The 19,000-nt window shown below is 52.3% G+C and carries 14 protein-coding genes; 1 reads left to right on the top strand and 13 read right to left on the bottom strand.

Annotated elements, in window-relative coordinates; all coding sequences use genetic code 11:
• Nucleotides 1-600: 600 nt before the first annotated feature.
• Nucleotides 601-2,871: an ATP-dependent Clp protease ATP-binding subunit gene (locus DXB92_RS02950; RefSeq protein WP_181976876.1), complete on the top strand. Its 2,271-nt coding sequence runs from the start codon at nt 601-603 to the stop codon at nt 2,869-2,871.
• 229 nt (nt 2,872-3,100) lie between these two features.
• Here DXB92_RS02950 and DXB92_RS02945 read toward each other — a convergent pair whose 3' ends face one another.
• From DXB92_RS02945 to DXB92_RS02880, 13 genes are all read right to left on the bottom strand, one after another.
• Complete coding sequence (locus tag DXB92_RS02945) at nt 3,101-3,598, bottom strand: HD domain-containing protein (protein WP_021681085.1); 498 nt, start codon at nt 3,596-3,598, stop codon at nt 3,101-3,103.
• 96 nt (nt 3,599-3,694) lie between these two features.
• On the bottom strand, nt 3,695-4,723 hold the full coding sequence (locus tag DXB92_RS02940; RefSeq protein ID WP_181976875.1) for a 3-deoxy-7-phosphoheptulonate synthase: 1,029 nt from the start codon (nt 4,721-4,723) through the stop codon (nt 3,695-3,697).
• Nucleotides 4,724-4,881: 158 nt separating this feature from the next.
• Nucleotides 4,882-6,168, bottom strand: a complete 1,287-nt coding sequence (locus DXB92_RS02935; protein ID WP_117732304.1) for a hypothetical protein — start codon at nt 6,166-6,168, stop codon at nt 4,882-4,884.
• 57 nt (nt 6,169-6,225) lie between these two features.
• Nucleotides 6,226-7,086, bottom strand: a complete 861-nt coding sequence (locus DXB92_RS02930) for a PHP domain-containing protein (RefSeq protein ID WP_117732302.1) — start codon at nt 7,084-7,086, stop codon at nt 6,226-6,228.
• Nucleotides 7,083-8,234, bottom strand: coding sequence for a DHHW family protein (locus tag DXB92_RS02925; protein ID WP_181976874.1), 1,152 nt, complete (start codon nt 8,232-8,234; stop codon nt 7,083-7,085). The genes DXB92_RS02930 and DXB92_RS02925 overlap by 4 nt, the downstream gene beginning before the upstream one ends.
• 15 nt (nt 8,235-8,249) lie before the next feature.
• Entirely contained in the window at nt 8,250-9,626 is a 1,377-nt protein-coding gene (locus tag DXB92_RS02920; RefSeq protein ID WP_117732298.1) for an MBOAT family O-acyltransferase, read from the bottom strand.
• A 15-nt stretch (nt 9,627-9,641) separates the two neighbouring features.
• The gene (locus tag DXB92_RS02915) at nt 9,642-10,217 is read right to left on the bottom strand and encodes a DUF4093 domain-containing protein (protein WP_021681078.1); all 576 of its coding nucleotides are present in this window, start codon (nt 10,215-10,217) and stop codon (nt 9,642-9,644) included.
• Complete coding sequence (gene holA, locus DXB92_RS02910; RefSeq protein ID WP_181976873.1) at nt 10,186-11,265, bottom strand: DNA polymerase III subunit delta; 1,080 nt, start codon at nt 11,263-11,265, stop codon at nt 10,186-10,188. The genes DXB92_RS02915 and holA overlap by 32 nt, the downstream gene beginning before the upstream one ends.
• A 266-nt stretch (nt 11,266-11,531) precedes the next feature.
• Nucleotides 11,532-13,598: a ComEC/Rec2 family competence protein gene (locus DXB92_RS02905; RefSeq protein ID WP_117732294.1), complete on the bottom strand. Its 2,067-nt coding sequence runs from the start codon at nt 13,596-13,598 to the stop codon at nt 11,532-11,534.
• 13 nt (nt 13,599-13,611) lie between these two features.
• Entirely contained in the window at nt 13,612-14,154 is a 543-nt protein-coding gene (locus DXB92_RS02900; RefSeq protein WP_021681074.1) for a phosphoribosyltransferase family protein, read from the bottom strand.
• Between the two features lie 13 nt (nt 14,155-14,167).
• On the bottom strand, nt 14,168-14,530 hold the full coding sequence (locus DXB92_RS02895; protein ID WP_021681073.1) for a histidine triad nucleotide-binding protein: 363 nt from the start codon (nt 14,528-14,530) through the stop codon (nt 14,168-14,170).
• A gap of 2 nt (nt 14,531-14,532) precedes the next feature.
• A complete protein-coding gene (gene alaS / locus DXB92_RS02890) occupies nt 14,533-17,178 on the bottom strand; it encodes an alanine--tRNA ligase (RefSeq protein WP_117732292.1) in 2,646 nt (881 codons plus the stop codon).
• A gap of 644 nt (nt 17,179-17,822) precedes the next feature.
• Nucleotides 17,823-18,974 (bottom strand): ribose-phosphate pyrophosphokinase, encoded by a 1,152-nt coding sequence (locus tag DXB92_RS02880; protein WP_021681069.1) that lies wholly within the window; start codon nt 18,972-18,974, stop codon nt 17,823-17,825.
• Nucleotides 18,975-19,000: the final 26 nt, after the last annotated feature.

The following is a 19,000-nucleotide window of genomic DNA, read 5'->3' as shown; positions in this document are numbered from 1 at the left end:
CGCCTGACGGCTTTGCACGCAATCTGCTTGCAGTGTTTCCTTAAGGCAATACCGCACAAAGAGCGTCTGGCAACTTTGCACGCCATCTGCTTGCAAATTTCCCGTCATATTTCACAAAAATGCCCATGAATACATCAAGTATTCACTCCGCTTTTTGTTTCATCTGACGAAAAATTTGACGACGCATCTGTCGCACAATCTTTGTGCGGTATTGCCTTAAAATAACAAAAAACAGGTGCAGGGACTTCCCCACACCTGTTTTTTTATCAGCAGATCATTTCAGCGTGTCTGCAATTAGCAGCCACAGCCGCAGCCACCATTGTTGCAGCCGCCACCGCAGCCATTGCCGCAGCAGCAGAACAGAATCACGAGCAGAATGATAATCCAGCAGCATCCACCATTATTTTCGAAACACATAATACACGACTCCTTTGTGTCAGTTTTATTTGAAACAAACTGTTTTTTGTCTGTTTCATAGTACATCATATGCCCGTGGAGAAAAAGTGTGACTGCTTCGACAAATCTTGCAGAAAAAATATGCTATACTTGTCCCGTTCAAAAGAAATAAAGTGTGAACACACGGCAGAAAGGAACGGCAATATGCGATATACAGAAGGTTTTACCGGCAAGGCGATCCTTGCCATGAAAGAAGCGATACACGCCGCGGAGGAGTTCGGGCACACGTATATTGGAAGTGAGCACCTGCTTCTGGGGCTGATGGAGGAGGGCGGCAATGCGGCTGCCAGTGCATTGGCAGCACAGCAGCTGAACACGGAACGGCTGCGAAACGGCATTGTCGATCTGGTGGGACGCGGGATTCCTGCACAGGTACAGGAGGATTGTCTGACCCCTTCGCTGGTGGCAATTCTGGAAGATGCCAAGGAACGTGCCAGAGATGCGGGGTGCTGTCTGGCGGGAACGGAACATTTGCTGCTGGCAATTATCCACGCCCCCTGTTCCAGTGCAGTCACCATTCTGAAGAAGTTGGGTGTCAGTCTGAACCAACTCTGCACGCTTTGCAGCAGCGACACTGCCTATGGGGTGCGAATGGAACGAAACCGTATGGATACCCTTTCCCGCAAAAATTGTCCGGCACTGTTTCAGTACGGAAAGCTGATGACAGATCCGTCAAATCCTTACCGCTATGATCCGCTGATCGGACGGGAAAAAGAATTGCAGCAGATGATCCGCATTCTCTCCAGACGCACCAAAAACAACCCCTGTCTGATCGGAGAAGCAGGCGTTGGAAAAACTGCAATCGTGGAGGGCATCGCCAGAAAAATTTTACAGGGTGACGTGCCGGAGTCCTTACAGCAAATGCAGCTGTTTGCACTGGATCTGCCGGCATTGCTGTCCGGTGCAAAGTATCGGGGCGACTTTGAAGAACGGCTCAAGAACTGTCTGGCAGAGGCTTCAGAGCACGGCAATGTCATTTTGTTTATTGATGAGCTGCACACCATTGTGGGAGCCGGTGCCGCAGAAGGTGCAATTGATGCAGCAAACATGCTGAAACCGCAGCTGGCACGGGGTGAAATTCGGCTGATCGGTGCCACCACACCAGAGGAATTCCGAGCGACCATTGGAAAGGACGGTGCCTTGGAACGGCGGTTTCAGCCGGTTACAGTCCACGAACCCTCTGCGGAACAATGCTACGCCATGCTGCAGGGATTGCGGGAAACCTATGCGGAATTTCATCGGGTGCACATTTCAGACACCGTTCTCCGCACGGCAATTCACTATGCAGACCGCTATCTGCACGACCGGTTTCTTCCCGACAAGGCAATCGACTTGTTGGACGAAGCATGCTCCCGTGCCCGAATCCGATGGGAGGCGGAAAAGGACACCACGGAAATCGCTGATGTGGAGGAGGACGATGTTGCCGCCATTGTGTCTGTGCGAACAGGAATTCCCACGGAAAAAATCACGGAGGCACAACGGCAAAAGCTGCTGACACTGGGCAGCGTACTAAAACAACAGGTGGTCGGGCATGATGATGCAGTGGACACACTGTCGGCGGCTCTCTGCCGTGCAAGCACCGGCTTACAGGACAAGTCCCGTCCCATCGGGGCATTTCTTTTTGCAGGTCCCACCGGCGTGGGAAAAACGGCTCTGGCAAGTGCTCTGGCAGCACACCTCTTTGATGACAAGGAAAGCCTGATTCGTATTGACATGTCGGAATTCATGGAAAAGCATGCCGTTTCCAAGCTGATCGGTGCTCCTCCCGGATATGTGGGATTTGAGGACGGCGGCATGCTCTGCGAACGGGTTCGCCGGCGACCTTATTGCGTAGTGCTGTTCGACGAGATCGAAAAGACTCACCCGGATGTGTGCAATCTGCTGCTGCAAATTATGGAGGACGGCATTCTGACGGACTCCTGCGGCAGGACGACCAGCTTTCGCCATGCATTGCTGATCATGACCTCCAATCTGGGCGGCGAAGCGTTGCGTACTGGTGAACAGCTGGGATTTCTCCCCGATTCCGGCAAGGGCGGAAATGCTGCTGCCACTGATGCACTCAAGCGGCATTTCTCGCCGGAATTTCTGGGACGGCTGGACGGTGTACTGTGGTTTCAGAAGCTGTCGGAGGAAAGCTTGTCCCAGATCGCAGAACGCATGTTACAGGAATTGCAGCAGCGGCTCTCTCATATGGAAATCGCCATGGAGTATACACCGGACGCAGTGCGGCTTCTGGCAAACGCACCGAAAATCCGCCAGTACGGTGCACGCCCCATGAAGCAGTATCTGGCAACCATGGTGGAGAATCCCATTGCCGACAAGATGCTGCACAATGCGTTACAGGCAGGAGATGAAATTTGTCTGACTGCCAAGGAACAGCAGTTTGTGGTGCTGGACAAGGTGCTGCGGGCATAAAAATACCGGATACTGTATTCGATCGATACGGTATCCGGTATTTTTTATAGTCCTTAGGCAATACCGCACAAAGATTGTGCGACAGATGCGTCGTCAAATTTTTCGTCAGATGAAACAAAAATGCTCGTGAATACTTGATGTATTCACGAGCATTTTTGTGAAATATGACGGGAAATTTGCAAGCAGATGGCGTGCAAAGTCGCCAGACGCTCTTTGTGCGGTATTGCCCTTAGTTTTCCAAAGCAAACAATTCGTTCAGGTAGTGGATCCCCGTTTCTGTCCGGAAGATCTTATCCCGAAACGACTTGATATTCCGTTTCGGCAAACCGTCCTCATAGGCGTTTACCATGAAATCTGCTTCGATCAGAATCTGGAGATCCACCTCGTCGATCTTGTCATAAGAATGATGATGTGCCACCATATCGCAGACACGGTTAATGAGTGCCGGCGAAAAATCCAGTGCCATCAGCATTGCCCGTGCAATGGGTGGTCCTTCGATTTCCTGATATTCTCCCGCGGCAGAACGATATTTTTTTTCTGCCGCGTGAATGCCGATGTCATGCACCAGTGCCGCAGCTTCTACGATCTCCCGCTGTTTGGCTCCCAGCTGTTCTTCTTCGGCAATCATTTTTGCAAAGGCATACACCTTCATAAAATGCTGTATCCGTTTGGGATCCCCGCTATACAATGTGACCATTGCCATTGTCAACTGACTCATTGATGCCATATGACCTCGCTCCTTTCACTTTTCGAGCTGGTTTCCACATTTTTGGAACACGCTCTCATGCAGGAAACAAAGTACAACGCCTGGTACTTTGTCACCTTAAAGCTGATCTGCAATATCGTAAATCAGGCGTTCGGACTTTTCCCAGCCCAGACAAGGATCCGTGATTGACCGACCATAAACACCCTCGCCAATCTTCTGTGCTCCGTCTTCGATATAGCTTTCGATCATGAAACCCTTTACCAGAGAAGCGATTTCCTTGCTGTGGCGGCAGCTGTGCAGTACTTCGTTGCAGATGCGGATCTGTTCCAGATACTTCTTGCCGGAATTGGCATGGTTTGCATCTACGATCACAGCCGGATTCTGGTAATTCTTCTTCTGATACAGTTCGTACAGTGTGATCAGATCTTCATAGTGATAGTTGGGAATCGTTCTGCCCAGCGGATCTACTGCACCGCGGAGAATTGCGTGTGCCAGCGGATTTCCAGCAGACTTGACTTCCCAGCCGCGATACAGGAACACGTGAGAGGCCTGTGCCGCAGTCAGGGAATTCATCATAACAGACAGGTCGCCGCCGGTGGGGTTCTTCATACCCACCGGAATATCCAGACCACTGGCAGTCAGGCGGTGCTGCTGGTTCTCTACCGAACGTGCACCAATTGCAACATAGGACAGCAGATCAGACAGATACCGGTGGTTTTCCGGATAGAGCATTTCGTCTGCACAAGTCAGACCTGTCTGCTCAATGGCACGGGTGTGCAGTTCGCGAATGGCGATCAGTCCCTGCAGCATATCTTCCTTTTTCTCCGGATCCGGCTGGTGCACCATGCCCTTGTAGCCTTCACCAGTGGTGCGGGGCTTATTGGTGTAGATCCGCGGGATCAGAAGCAGCTTATCCTGTACCTTTTCCTGTACCTTTGCCAGACGGCTGACATAATCCAGAACAGCGTCTTCCCGATCCGCAGAGCACGGTCCGATAATCAGCAGCTTCTTGTCGGATTCACCGGTAAACACCTTTTTGATCTCCGCATCACGCTTCGCCTTGACATTCACCAGCTTTTCCGACAGAGAGAACTGGGCTTTCAGTTCCTTCGGAATCGGCAGCTTTCTGATAAATTCCATATTCATGTATTCGTCCTTCTTTCTCATTGCATTCGATCCTGCCGGCGTATTCGGCATTTTGCCGCAGCCTGTCCGTTCCGCACAACAATGTCATTTATAAGTATACTATATTTACCGGAAAATTGCAAGGGGGCAACACCGCAAATAGCTTGTGCGGTATTGCCTTAACTTACAGGTGTTGCGACCGGAACAGTTTCGCCGGTGGTTTCTTCTTCCACATGCTCGGTAGAATCCGGCTCCTTGTTTTTCATATCCGGTTCCAACAACTCCAGTGACAAATTGCCCTGAGCCGTGTATGCAGACAAAAGCACTTCCTCTTCCGGCAGCATCATGACACGTTCCAGCTTCGAAAAGTCTACGTGGGCATCGCTCCACCGATAGAGCAGTTCCGGCAGGGCATTCTTTGCCGACATGCGGAACAGACCGGAGGCGTTCCAGATGCCGTACACAAAGTCATCATTTTCCGACTCCGCCAGCATTGTATCTGCGGTCATGCGTTCCGGAACAGCCGTCTGTGTTTTCCAGAGTGCCCCATCTGTTACAACAACATGGGACAGGTGCTGTACATCTTCGGCATCGCATTCCAACAGCAGCATTCCGTCTGAACTGCACCGAATCCACTGATAATCTGATTCCAGCGAAAGCATATTCTTGTGATTGCCCTGTACCGGACAGAGATTACCATTGCCGTCCAATGCCATCAGGCAGTCAGATTCATCGATCGTTGCCGTCAGGTAAATGTGGTCGGAAGCGTCACTGCGGACACCGGTAAATGCCATCGTCTGTCTGGAGGTTTCATCCAGATCCAGCAGTGTGGAAAGTCCCAGCTTTTTGCAGATGACACCATTTTTGTCATACCATACCAGCTGATACTGAGTAGCATAGTTTTCGTAATAAGATTCCCAGTCGAAATCGTCGGGGTTGAATGTCGGATCCTCATAGGGCACTGCATCTGCGTTTTCACAGAGCAGCCCGCAGATCGTGCCGTCAGAGAGCACGTCGAAATCTGTCAGTCCCACAAAATCAGAAGCATTGCTGTTTGGGTACAGCGGCGTAAAGACTGGTTCTGCACTTTCCGCATCTTCTGATACACAATAGAGTACACTTTCCGACTGCTGTGCCGCATTCTGCCGGACACCCAGCAGGTAGACTGTGTTCTGGTATACCCGTACTGCTTGCAGACTGCCCAGTTCCTCCGGCAGTTCCCACGCGGTCACCTTTGCCTGATAAACCGGTTCCGGCAATTCCGCTTCTTCGGTCACCAGTGTGGTTTCTGTGGAAATTTCCGCCGTTGTATCTTCTGTGGAGATCTCTGTTACCAACGGCGGCAGATCTGTCATTTTTTTCGGCTTTTCTGCCGCGGAGTCCTGCTCTGTTGCAGTGCAGCCAGCAGTACAGAACAGCATTCCCAGCAGCAAAAAGCACACAGAATGTTTTCTATGAAACTCCATTGCACTGCCTCCCATCGTCAAAATCTCTGTCTATTATAATACGAATCGCCCAAAATGTCAAGCGGAACATTTTGCAGCGATTGCCGCAGACAGCCGTTCCGGAATTTTTTCGTCACAAATGCCAAGATTGTTGGAAATTCCAGTGCCCAGTGCAATATCCGGTTTGATGACTGGTCCGTGATAGTCAGAGCCGCAGGTGTACAGCAAATCGTACTTTTCCGCCAGATGCAGATAAAACTGTGTCTGCGACGGCGTGTGGCGGCTGTAATAGGCTTCGATGCCCTGCAAGCCTGCTGCTTTCAGCCGTACCACCATTGCTTCCAATGCATTGTTTTCCAGCTTCAGCTGGTGCGGGTGAGCCAGCACCGCCACGCCTCCGGCATTCTGAATCACACCGATTCCCTCCTCCGGCGTAGGCTTCGGACGTTCTACTTTGGCATAGAATTCCGGTGTGGTCAGATATTTTTCAAAAGCGTCCTGCACCGAGGAGGCGTAGCCCAGTTCCACCAATGTCCGTGCAAAATGCGGTCTGCCGGAAGTCTTTCCGTCATTACAGCGACGGACATCGTCCAGCGTGATCTGCACGCCATGCCGGTGCAGATATTCCAGCATTTTTCCGCAGCGTTCCTTGCGGTCGGCAGCATGCCTTTTGCAAAATGCCTGCAATGCCGCATTCTCTGGCTGGATCCCATATCCCAGAATATGCAGTTCCTTTTCTCCCTGTACACTGATTTCGATACCGGAGAAAAAGGTCATGCCGTACTGCTCCGCCGCTGCCCTTGCCCGCGAAATTCCCGATGCGGTATCGTGATCCGTAACGGCGGCAACTGTCACGCCGGCTTCGTGTGCCATACGCATGGTTTCTTCCGGCGAAAACTGTCCGTCGGAACAAGTGGTGTGCATGTGCAAATCAATCATGTGTTCTTTCCCTCCCGAAAAGCAGATGCTGTCTTGGTGTCTGCAAAAGTGTCTGCATCGCAGAGAATCAGCACCTGTGTGTAATCTGATACATCTGCCAGTTCTGACAGACCATGTTCCATTTGGGTGACCTCCAGTATACAGATCTCACTGTAATGCTGTAACAAAAACGGCACCATACAGTCTGCGTAATCGTCCTTGAACAGCAGCAGTTTTTTCTGATTGTTCAGGTTTGTCCGGATCACCAGTTTCTCACAGGGTTCTCCCAGATAAAAGGTGTTCAGATCTGCTGTGCCGTCAGGCTGCGTTTGGTACAGTTCCCGCTGTTCCGGTTCGCCGTTTGCCGGATATGCAGTCATATCTGTTACCTTGCTGCCGTCCTCATCGCTGTAAACATCGATCATATCCGGCGTTACGCGGTCGTACAAGCAACTGTCATACAAGTTTCCCCGAAATGTGCCGGCGTGCGTAATCACATACTGGTCATAGGAGATCGGAGCGAATCCCATTCGCTGAATGGCGTTGCGGTAGACGCAGTAGGCACCGTAGCAGCTCCACTTCTCATCTGTCCGGTAATAGATATAGTCCTCTGTGGCGGTAAACAGTACATGGTACACGTCGATTTTTCGAATGGGCGAATCGATCGCCTGATAGAAGCTTTCGATTGCCGGCATCCGCGACGGGTAGGACATACCGTCCAGCAGGTCGCTCGCGTAGAACTCCCCTGCCGGCGGTACGGCAATCACAGTCGTGGGAATCTGGTACCTCTGATAGAACTGGTCAATGGCATCTGCGGAAGCCGTCATTGCCGCCGTGTCCAGCGACTGCGGGCATTCCAGAAGCCGGTCATTTGTCAGATACACGTCCCCGATACGATTGCCGCCGGTGGCAACAACACCGTTGCTCAACGTTTTCAGAAACAGTTCCCGCACCGGCAGAGCCGCAGTCAGCCTGGCATCTGCCTTTTCCAGAAAAGAAGCAGAAGTGTTCCGGCTGCTGGTTTGCGGGGACATGCCGAGAGAAACTAGCCCGCCGATACCACCCAGCAGCAAAACCGCCCAGAGCAGTCTGCCGGAAAATCGCCGTGCAATGCCTGCCTGCTCCGCCACAGTCTGTTTTTTCCAGCGGCGGACTTGTTTGATTTTCAAGAGCATGCACCTCCCTTAGAGCAACAGCTGCATGGACACTGCACCGCCGGTCTGTATCAGAAAGGCGGTGTTTGCTGCCAGAAGCAGCAACGCAGCAAGCAGCGTCAGCGGTGTCCGCAGCAGGCGGAACCAGGACTGTTCCTCTGCCCGCCGCAGCAGGTACCGCCAATTTCCGGACACGCTGTAGACTGCAGCCAGAAAAATTAGTCCATACGCACGCAGCACGTCTGCATCAGCTTCAGTGGGTGCCAGACTGCCAGTCCCTACCATGATGCGGACATACGACCAGACGGACTGCAAGTCCGGCAGCGACAGCAGCACAGCTCCCAGCGAGAGCAGCACCGCTGTGAGGATATAGCGAATTACAGAGTGATACGAGTTTCTCCAGAGAAGATGCTCCAGCCAGAGTGCCCCGCCGATCAGCAGTCCGAACAGCAGCGACGGCAGCCGGAAGCCATACCAAAGACCGATACAGCCCCATGTTGCCAGCATGGCGAAAAGGTAGAGAAAATGGTTTTTCCCGCGGAAGTGCGTTCCCACATAGTGGGAGAACCACTGCACTACGGTGCGGTTCCACTGGTCAGCAAATGCCACCATGGACGGATAGAACAGCGACTTTCCGAAGCTTTCCGGTAGTCGGACACCATAGCAGAGCCCCAAGCCGATCGCCATATCTGCATAGCCGGACAGTTCCAGATACAAGGTCATCAGCTGGGCAAATGCTCCCAGCCAGACCAGCATCAGAGAATAGGTGCCGGTGTCTGCCTGACAGAGCGTCTGAAACAGCATGCCCAGCCAGTTCGCCAGAATCAGCTTTTTTCCCAGCCCTACCAGAAACCGCAGCAGGCCCTGTCCCACACGTGCAATGTCAAACACCGGCGTACACAGGGACTTCACCGCAACGCTGTAGGACACGACCGGTCCCATAATCAGGCGAGGATAAAACAGCAGATACAGTCCCAGCTGCCGCCAGTTTTTTTCACCGTGTATCTTACCGCGGAACACGTCAATGCAATACCCTACGCTTTGCAGGGTGAAAAATGCCAGTCCCAGCGGGAACAGCGACTTTCCGGAAAACCACCCTGCCTTGAGTGAAAACAGCCAGTCACTTCGCAACAGCAGCAGTGCCCCGAAGTGCAGCAGGATACTGCCGGTCAGAACCAGTCTGGAAAAGTGTTTTCGCTGCCGCAGATGTTCCAGCAGCAAGCCTGCTCCATAGGTCAGAGCTGTCAGCAAAATTTCCACCGCCGCCGCCAGCCAGCCGCCGCTGCACAAAAACAACAGACTGATGCCCAGCATGACTTCCCGTTTCCAGCGGTTTGGTGTCAGGTAAAAGAGCAGCATGGTAATGGGCAAAAACAGAAATATCAATGTAAATGATGCAAATTGCATAGACCTCTCCCCTGCTTATGCCAGCATTTTCAGCAGTTCTTCCCGTGTCATCATGGTATTCAGCACTTCCAGCAGAGATGCCGCAGAAAGCAGTTCCGGCAGTCCCAGCTTTTTTTGCAGGGCTTTGCGGCGGTTCTTGCTGTCTGCTCCGCCGGAAAGTCCCAGTTCGTACAAATCCAGCTTGGTGATCGGGTCTGTCTTTTCCGGTGCTTCCTCTGCCAGAATGCCCGCTTTCCCGAACGCTTCCAGCAGCCGCTTTTTGTCGATGCCCTCTACGCCCAGCTTTCCCTCAGCTGACGGTTTATCTTTCCGCCGTTCTTTTCCGTAAATGTCCGGAATGTACACATGGTACAGCTTTCCCTCATGCACTGCCCCTTTGAGGTAGTGACGGATCTTGAAACCGGCGGTGTCGGAATCCGTCAGGATAATCACCCCTGTAGTCTTGGCATAGTACCGTATCAGGGACATTTTCTCTGCATCGTGAAAAATGTGAAACCCGTTTGTCACCAGAATCACAGCATCTAAGATTGAGGAAAGCTTGATCTTGTCGTACTTTCCCTCAACGATAATTGCCTGTGCGATATGAATCATATGTACCTCCTGCAATGGCAAGCATTTTCACAATTGCCGCTTCCAGCATGACGCGTTCTTCTCCGGAAGTGGAATTCAAGTCCAGTTCCAGTTCCCGCAGCACCCGAATGCAGGCACGAAGCCGTTCCGGCGGCAGACGGCGGCAGTCCCGAAACGCGTTCTGCACCATAAAATCAAAAGCATATCCGAAATCGGCTTTCATGTCTGCCGCCTGTTTTCCGGCTCGGAGTGCCGCAGCTGCACGATACAAATCCAGAAAGGAAGATGCAATCGCATGCACAATGAATGTGCGGTTGATTCGCATGGCGTACAGCTTATCCAGTTCCGCCATTGCCGCTTTCGGTTTCTGGGAAACCACGGCTTTTGCCAGCTGAAACGTGGTGGATTCCAACTGGGGTGAGGTCATCTCCCGCACCATTGCCGTGGTGATCGTGCCGCCCTTATCGGCATAGGCACAGAGTTTTTCCAGTTCGTTGCGGAGAATCAGCGTATTGCCCATACAGAGCCGCACCAGTTCTTCCGCACTCTCTCTGGGAAATATACAGCCACGCTTTTCTGCAAGTTCTGACAGTTCCTTTGCCAGCACCTGCGGGGTACGCTGCACTGCCTCGCAGACAACACCGTGTTTGGCGATGCCGTCTATCAGCTTTTTGTTTTTCCCCTGCGGCGTTTTTTTGCCGTTTTTCGGGTCAAATCCGGTGACATCAAACACCAGCACTGTGGCACCGCCCACATCAGAAAGCAGTTCCAGCAGTTGTTTCAGCTGATCTTCCCGCAGGGTGTTGGCATCAAGGTTATGCACCTGAATGCAGTTATAGGCGGAAAACATGGAAAACTGGCGGGCGGCATCTTCCAATGCCTTGAGTTCCAGCTTCTGCCCGTCAAATCGGGTCAGTGCCATGTCCGGATTGCCGCCGGTGGCTTTCTTCAGCAAGCTGGCAGTCAGCTGTTTCACCTGCACCAGATCGGCACCGTAAATATAGTAAAGATTTTGCAGTTCGCCCTTTCGAATCTGGGCGGAAAGCTGTTTCGGTTCACAAATCGGCATGGACTGCCTCCTTTCTCTGTGATTCAGTATTTCCCCTAAGGAAACACTGCATAAAGCCCGCCTGACGGCTTTGCACGCAATCTGCTTGCAGATTTTCCGCCATATTTCCCAGAAATTCCTTGCCAGACAACTGCGTTCGAGGCAGGATTCTGCTCGAGGACAAAGGCGTGTCGCACTAAGATTGATTGCGACCATACAGTCTGCCTGCGGAATTTCTGTGCAATCTGCCGAAAAATCTGACTACGCATCTTACGCACAAGCTTTATTCAGTGTTTCCCTAATGTATTCACATTCCAGCTGCCGTCAGGATATACCCGTATCTGCACCGCGTCCTCCTTGGCGTAGGTTTCCTCCGGCATTGCATCTGGTTCACCATTCCACCGGGTACAGATCACCGCATCTGCGGTATCGGGCAGTTCCTGTATGGTCGTGCCCACGCAGAAATGCAGATTCCCGAATGTGATCCAGACGATACCGTCAGATTCTGTCAGAGTGTACTGGGTATCCTCCACTGTAAACTTGTCCGTTTGCAGCGGCTTTGTTCCCATAAAATCTGCATCAGCGGGAATCCAGCAGTCTGCCGGCACCGCGGTTTCTGCCACCGGCATTTCCCACAGGGTGTCCGGATAGGCGATTCGCATCTGGTCTGCGTATTTCGTCAGGCACAGCGTATTCAAGCGGGTAATGCCCTGTTCGGCACAGTATGCCTCCACATATTTCGGGTTCCGGTGGTCGCCGGTCAGGTCGATCACATCGGTTTTTCCGGCATAGGTGACGACTACCACTTCCTCCTGCTTCTGCCCCAGAACTGTGACCAGAAAGCAACGCTGTTCGCTTGCCCGATAGACTGCCTGCCCTGCCAGCAGGATTCCAAAGGAAATGACAATCGCCAGCGACACGGCTTTCCGGCTCCGTTTGGTGTAGAAAATCAGCAACACGAACAACAGCAGAATGCCGCACAGCATGGGAAGCAGCTTCCAGCCGGTGGGAAACAAAAACGGAATGAAATCCCGCAGTCCGTACGCCATGAGTTTTAAGAGGTCATACAGCAGCTTCAGCAGAAAGCAAACTGGTTTCGCCACAAATCCCACACCGCCGGTGAGAAAAATCAACAGCGACAATGCCAGCATCGCGGAACAAATGGGTACCAAAAACAGGTTCGCAATGGGCGATGCCACAGACACTTCCCGAAAATAGAGGAGCGTCACCGGAAACACGCAGACGGAAACGCTGGTCACTGTGGCAAGCTGCCGGAGCACGCTCCATTCCAGCCCTTTTTTCCGCAGGCGTTTGGTCAGCCACGGAGCAAACACGCCAATGCCAAAGGTTCCGACAAAGGACAGCAGAAAAGATGCATCCTGTATCAGATATGGGTTCCCGATCGTCATCAGCACGCCGGCAATACACAGCGAATTACAGGTATCGCCCCGCCGGAAAAACAGCGGTGCACTCTGCATCAGCAGATACATGAAACCGGCTCGCAAAATGGAGATCGGCGTTCCCACCATGAGGGCATAAAGCACGGTCCAAACTGTGGTTGTGCCGAACACTGCCCAGCGGTGCATGTGGAACCGCCTGCAAAACCAGCCCCAAATGGACAAGATCAGTACCAGATGCAGACCGGAAACAGATACCACGTGGCGGATTCCGTGATGTGTCAGCAAGTCGTTCGTTTCATCGGCAAGGGTGTCTTTTGTTCCCAGCAACATAGCACTGACCATGCCGCCGGCTTCCGTTCCGGCAAGGGTACAGATCCGCACAGAAATGCGGTCGCGGTATTGCTGCAATGCCCGCACCAGCTTTCCGTTTTCCGTCGGCGTACAGGACACGAACGCGTCATTGTTCGCCTGTAGGAAAATCCCCTTGGCTCGGTAGTAACTCTCCCCGTTCCAGAGGTAGCTGTTCTCCAGTGCGGAGAATCCGCCGGCAACGTCCAGCATGTCCCCGTATCGTGCACCAACATCGTCGGTATATACCAGAATTTTCGCCCGCCTGCCGTCCGCAAACGTGCCTTTTACCTGATAGGACGCACGATCGTTATCGTAGACTTTTGCCGCGAAAACTCTACCGGAAAATGTAGTTATGGTTCCGGCAGATCGCAGAAGCGGCTGGTACACGGCAGTGGTATACAGCAGCACCGCTCCTACGGCTGCCGCCGCGGAAAGTCCCACACAGAGCAGCTGCCCCGTGGTGATACGCCGATATAGACGGAATGCCTCCAGCAGCAGAAATGCCGCCAGAAGCAGACTCACCGTCACGGAAGTCTGGCAGGTCGTGGCAAGGAATAACCCCGCCAGCCATGGAATCCCAAACCATACCATTTTCCGTTTCATCTCAACCTTGTCCTCAATCCTTGAAGAACAACGGCAATTGTTCCAGATAAATCAAATCCTTGCGTTCCGCAGCATCACCCTCTGCGAGAGGTGCTGCGTTGCCCACGATCTCTCCGCCGGCGGACTTTACCAGCTGCTGGAGAGCACGGAGGGAATCGCCGGTACTGATGACATCATCGACGATCAGCACACGCTTGCCCTTCATCCATGCCGCCTTTTCACCGTCCAGATACAGGGTCTGCACGGCTGCGGTGGTAATGGATTTCACCTGTACCGACAGCACGTCAGTCATGTAGCCCTTGACAGACTTTCGTGCCACGATATACGGCACTTTCAGCTGACGGGACATTTCGTATGCCAGCGGAATGCCTTTGGATTCCGCCGTCAGAATGTAGTCACATTCCGGCACACGCTTTGCCAGTTCCCTGGCACACGCTTCTGTCAGTTCCACATCGGAAAACAGAATAAATGCCGCAATATCCAGCTTTTCACTGATCGGGCAGATCTTCAGTTCCCGTGTCAGACCGGCAATGTGCAATGTATAATACGCTGCCACAGACAGCACCTCCTCATTCTTCTACCGGCTGTACTGCATCAGCACCCCAGCCCATTTTCACACCGGCAAGCATATGGAAATGCAGGTGGAACACGGTCTGACCAGCATTTTCGCCGCAGTTGGTCACAATGCGGTAGCCGTCTGTGATGCCCTCTTTTTCCGCGATCTTGGCAGCCACTTCATAGATGTGCCCTACGACTGCGGAATTTTCCGGCGTGATCTTTGCAGCACAGCAGATGTGCTGCTTCGGGATCAGCAAATAGTGAATAGGAGTGATCGGGTTAATATCTTTGAACACATACACAGTGTCATCTTCATAGACCTTTGTGCTAGGGATCTCTCCCGCAATGATCTTACAAAACAGGCAATCTTCCATGATTAGTCCTCCTTCAGAAATTCCGCAGCAATGCCGTCCAGTGCCAGCAATGCTTCGTCTACCATATAGGTCTTGCCGATACCAGCCATTGCACTGTCCGGCTTACCGCCGCCCTTGCCGCCGGTAACTGCTGCAACACGCTGTACGATCTTGCCGGCGTGAGCACCCTTATCACGGGCAGCAGCAGAGCATGCACAAACCAGATTACCCTTTTCGCCATTGACGCTTGCGAGAACTGCAACGACCGGTTCCTTCATATCCTTAATGGTGTCGCCCATCTTCCGCAGTACCTGCGGTGTAGTGCCGTTGAGCATTGCGGAAACTACCTTGACACCATTGACAGCCTTGGCATTGTCGAAAATAGCAGCCATCTGTGCGTCGGAGATCTTCTGGTTCAGGGATTCGATCTGACGATCCTTCTCCTTATTGTCTGCCACCAGTGCTGCACAGTGTTCTGCCAGTCCGGTGGTGTTGCTCAGCTTCATTGCCTTTGCAGCAGAAGCCATGGTCTGCTCATAGGAATCCAGCAGTTCCAGTACGCCGGTGCCGGTAACTGCTTCGATACGGCGGACACCAGAGGCAACGGAACTCTCGGACAGAATGCGGAACAGACCCAGCTTTGCAGTATTATCCACATGCGTACCGCCGCAGAATTCTACAGAATAATCGCCTACGGTAACAACGCGAACAACATCGCCGTACTTTTCGCCGAACAGAGCCATTGCTCCCAGCTTTCTGGCTTCAGCAATGGGCAGTTCCTGTGTCACGACCGGAATTGCTTCCAGAATCTTTTCGTTGACCAGAGCCTCTGCCTGCTTGATCTCCTCATGTGTCATTGCTGCAAAGTGCGAGAAGTCAAAACGGCAACGGCTGTCAGTTACCAGCTGACCAGCCTGATGTACATGGTCGCCCAGAACGCTCCGCAGAGCAGCTTGCAGCAAGTGTGCCGCAGTGTGATTCCGCATGGTTCTGCTACGTTTGTCTGCATCGATCTTTGCAGAAACGGTATCACCTACATGGAGTGCACCCTCTGTCATAGCACCCAGATGCAGGTAATGACCGTTTTCTGTCTTGCTGGTAGTTTCTACGGTGAAAGTGCTGTCCGGTGTGGTAACAAAACCGGAATCGCCGATCTGTCCGCCGCTTTCTGCGTAGAACGGTGTCTTATCCAGAACAACTACAGCCGGTTCACCCTCCGCAGCAGTGTCTACCGATTCGCCGTCACGGAAAATGGCAACGACCTTGGCATCTTCTTCAGCGGTGTGGCTATAACCGGTGAAAACCGTTGCCGGAGCATCCATTTGCAGACCGCCTTCTGCCCAAGAAGAACCTGCCTTATTGTGGTAGTCCTCTCTTGCACGGTTCCGCTGTTCTTCTACCAGTGCGGTAAAGCGTTCACGGTCTACCGATACGCCCTGCTCCGCAGCGATTTCTTCCGTCAGGTCAATGGGGAAGCCGTAGGTATCCGACAGCTTGAATGCATCTTCGCCGGAAACGGTATCCTTGCCCTCTGCTTTCAGCTGTGTCAGAATGCCGGACAGCATATCGAAGCCCTTGTCCACAGTCTTGGCGAAAGTCTTTTCTTCTTCCTCCACGATCTTGCGGATATAAGCTTTCTTTTCTTCCAGCTCCGGATATGCGGAAGCATTTTCGTGAATAACAGTTTCTACCACTTCATACAGGAACGGCTTCTTGATGCCGATCAGTCTGCCGTATCTTGCGGCACGGCGGAGCAGGCGGCGAAGCACGTAGCCACGGCCTGCGTTGGACGGCATTACACCGTCACCGATCATGAATGTGGTGCTGCGGATATGGTCGGTGATTACGCGGAGAGCCACATCGGTCTTTTCGTCTGCGTTATAGGTAACACCGGCGATGCGGCAGACGTGCTTCATGATATTCTGCACAGTATCTACTTCGAACAGGTTGTCTACGCCCTGCATGACACATGCCAGACGTTCCAGACCCATACCGGTATCGATGTTCTTGTGTTCCATTTCGGTATAGTGACCGTTGCCGTCACTGTCGAACTGGCTGAATACCAGATTCCATACTTCTACATAGCGGTCGCAGTCGCAGCCAACGTGGCAGTCCGGCTTGCCGCAGCCCTTTTCCGGTCCACGGTCAAAGTAGATCTCCGAACACGGACCGCAGGGACCGGAACCGTGTTCCCAGAAGTTGTCTTCTCTGCCCAGACGAACCATGTGGTCTTCTGCCACGCCGATCTGCTTGGTCCACATGTCATAGGCTTCGTCGTCATTTTCGAAAACGGAAACATACAGCTTATCTGCCGGCATTTCCAGCACCTTGGTGAAAAATTCCCATGCCCATGTGATTGCTTCGATCTTGAAGTAATCGCCGAAAGAGAAGTTGCCCAGCATCTCGAAATAGGTGCCGTGACGTGCGGTCTGACCGACACGTTCAATATCCGGTGTACGGATACACTTCTGACAGGTCGTCACACGGGTATTCGGCGGAACTGCCTGTCCCAGAAAATATTTTTTCAGCGGTGCCATACCGGAATTGATCAGCAGCAGGCTCTTATCCCCCTGCGGTACCAGCGAAAAGCTGGGCAGACGGGTATGTCCCTTGCTCTCAAAAAACGACAAATACTTTTCACGTAATTCGTTTACACCTTGCCACTTCATTGGTTTTCAGACTCCTTTTTCCTTGAAAAATACGGTGTTGTCGCATCTCTCCGCAGTCGCAGAGAGCACAAAAAAAGACCGTCGCCGCCAAATGGGACGAAGGCCTTCGTGTTACCACCCAAGTTCGGAAATTTGCATTTCCCTCTTTTCCTCTAACGCAGGAAATACGTTCCGGTTTTCCGGAAAGGCTCGCGGGTAGCACCTGTCCACATGCCGGAGCAGTTTCACCAGACCTGCTCTCTCTGTCACGGCTGTTCTGACAGTTATTCCGTTCCTCGCCCATTTTATATCAACATCATTATTAGTATAGCAAATCTCGTGCTGTTTGTCAACTGTTTTTTTCGCAAACAGACAGAAAAAAACTGCCACACCGGCAAAAACGGCACAGCAGTTTTTCCAGGGCAACACCGCACAAAGCTTGTGCGTAAGGTGCGTAGTCAGATTTTTCGGCAGATTGCCTAGAAATTCCGCAGGCATACTGCCGTATGGCAAGGGATTTCTGGGCAATATGACGGAAAATCTGCACGCAGATTGCGTGCAAAGCCGTCAGGCGGGCTTTGTGCGGTGTTGCCCTAGGAGCATGTTCTCCTGTATTTATCAAAACTTATGGCAAAGTCGTCAGGCGAGCTTTGTGCGGAGTTGCCTTATGCGTTTTCCTTGTTTCTGCGTTCCAGCAGTGCCTTGATCTTTGCGTTCGGGTCAATGACATTGCCGATGGAAACATCGTGGTTCAGAGATGCGATGAAGTAGGAAATGTATTTGGAGCAGTCTACTTCGTGGAACCACTCACGGGACAGCAGAGCATCGGTGCGGTAAGTCAGGTTGGTGGAGAATACAGCATCGATATAGCCGTCTTCGTTTGCCTTATCGAACTTTTCCAGACCGTTGACAAACAGACCGTAAGTTGCATAGCAGAACACGCGGCGAGCCTTGCGTTCCTTCAGAGCGTAAGCAATATCCAGCATAGATTCGCCGGAGGAAATAATATCGTCGGCAATAAATACGTCCTTGCCTTCTACGGAGTTGCCCAGATATTCGTGTGCTACGATCGGGTTATGTCCGTTGATGATCTTGGCATAGTCACGACGCTTGTAGAACATACCCATCGGTACGCCCAGCATAGAAGCGTAGTACATGTTCCGGTTCAGAGCACCCTCGTCCGGACTGATGACCATAAACTCGTCCGGTGTTGTCTTGAGATGCGGAATCGTCTTGAACATTGCCTTCAGCACCTGATAGGACGGCATCATGTTGTCAAAGCCCATCAGCGGAATGGCATTGTGTACGCGGGGGTCGTGTGCATCTACAGTCAGAATGTTGGACACGCCCATCTGATACAGTTCCTGCAGTGCACAGGCACAGTCCAGAGATTCGCGGTAGTTCCGGCGGTGCTGACGGCCGCCGTACAGAATCGGCATGATCACGTTGATACGGTGTGCCTTACCGCTGGCTGCCTGAATCAGACGCTTCAGATCCTGATAGTGGTCGTCCGGCGACATTGCGTTCATCTGATCGTACATCTGATATTTCACGTTGTAGTTGCCTACGTCCACAATGATGAACAGATCCTTACCGCGGACAGTGGACTTGATCAGTCCCTTGCCGTCACCGGAAGAAAAACGCGGGCATTCCGATTCGATCAGGAATGTGTCTACATCATAACCACCCTTGTGAGCCCAGTTCACCAAGTAGTCATTCAGCTTATTGCCCAGTTCCTCTGCACCTTTCATTGCAATCAGTCCGAGCGGTGCAACGCTGGTTCCATGATTGAACAAAATGTCTGATGCTGATACCATAACTCAAATACCTCTTTCTATATTTA

Origin of the sequence: Ruminococcus sp. OM06-36AC (assembly GCF_003438725.1) — a bacterium.
GTDB lineage: Bacteria > Bacillota > Clostridia > Oscillospirales > Ruminococcaceae > Ruminococcus_C > Ruminococcus_C callidus.
The sequence above is the reverse complement of the archived record's forward strand: the minus strand, read 5'-3'. Positions and strand labels throughout refer to the sequence as shown.

What these genes read in the sequence shown, in the direction of transcription:
- DXB92_RS02950 (WP_181976876.1), top strand. Translation starts at nt 601, where the DNA reads ATGCGATATACAGAAGGTTTTACCGGCAAGGCGATCCTTGCCATGAAA.
- DXB92_RS02945 (WP_021681085.1), bottom strand. Translation starts at nt 3,598, where the DNA reads ATGGCATCAATGAGTCAGTTGACAATGGCAATGGTCACATTGTATAGC.
- DXB92_RS02940 (WP_181976875.1), bottom strand. Translation starts at nt 4,723, where the DNA reads ATGAATATGGAATTTATCAGAAAGCTGCCGATTCCGAAGGAACTGAAA.
- DXB92_RS02935 (WP_117732304.1), bottom strand. Translation starts at nt 6,168, where the DNA reads ATGGAGTTTCATAGAAAACATTCTGTGTGCTTTTTGCTGCTGGGAATG.
- DXB92_RS02930 (WP_117732302.1), bottom strand. Translation starts at nt 7,086, where the DNA reads ATGATTGATTTGCACATGCACACCACTTGTTCCGACGGACAGTTTTCG.
- DXB92_RS02920 (WP_117732298.1), bottom strand. Translation starts at nt 9,626, where the DNA reads ATGCAATTTGCATCATTTACATTGATATTTCTGTTTTTGCCCATTACC.
- DXB92_RS02915 (WP_021681078.1), bottom strand. Translation starts at nt 10,217, where the DNA reads ATGATTCATATCGCACAGGCAATTATCGTTGAGGGAAAGTACGACAAG.
- holA (WP_181976873.1), bottom strand. Translation starts at nt 11,265, where the DNA reads ATGCCGATTTGTGAACCGAAACAGCTTTCCGCCCAGATTCGAAAGGGC.
- DXB92_RS02905 (WP_117732294.1), bottom strand. Translation starts at nt 13,598, where the DNA reads ATGAAACGGAAAATGGTATGGTTTGGGATTCCATGGCTGGCGGGGTTA.
- DXB92_RS02895 (WP_021681073.1), bottom strand. Translation starts at nt 14,530, where the DNA reads ATGGAAGATTGCCTGTTTTGTAAGATCATTGCGGGAGAGATCCCTAGC.
- alaS (WP_117732292.1), bottom strand. Translation starts at nt 17,178, where the DNA reads ATGAAGTGGCAAGGTGTAAACGAATTACGTGAAAAGTATTTGTCGTTT.
- DXB92_RS02880 (WP_021681069.1), bottom strand. Translation starts at nt 18,974, where the DNA reads ATGGTATCAGCATCAGACATTTTGTTCAATCATGGAACCAGCGTTGCA.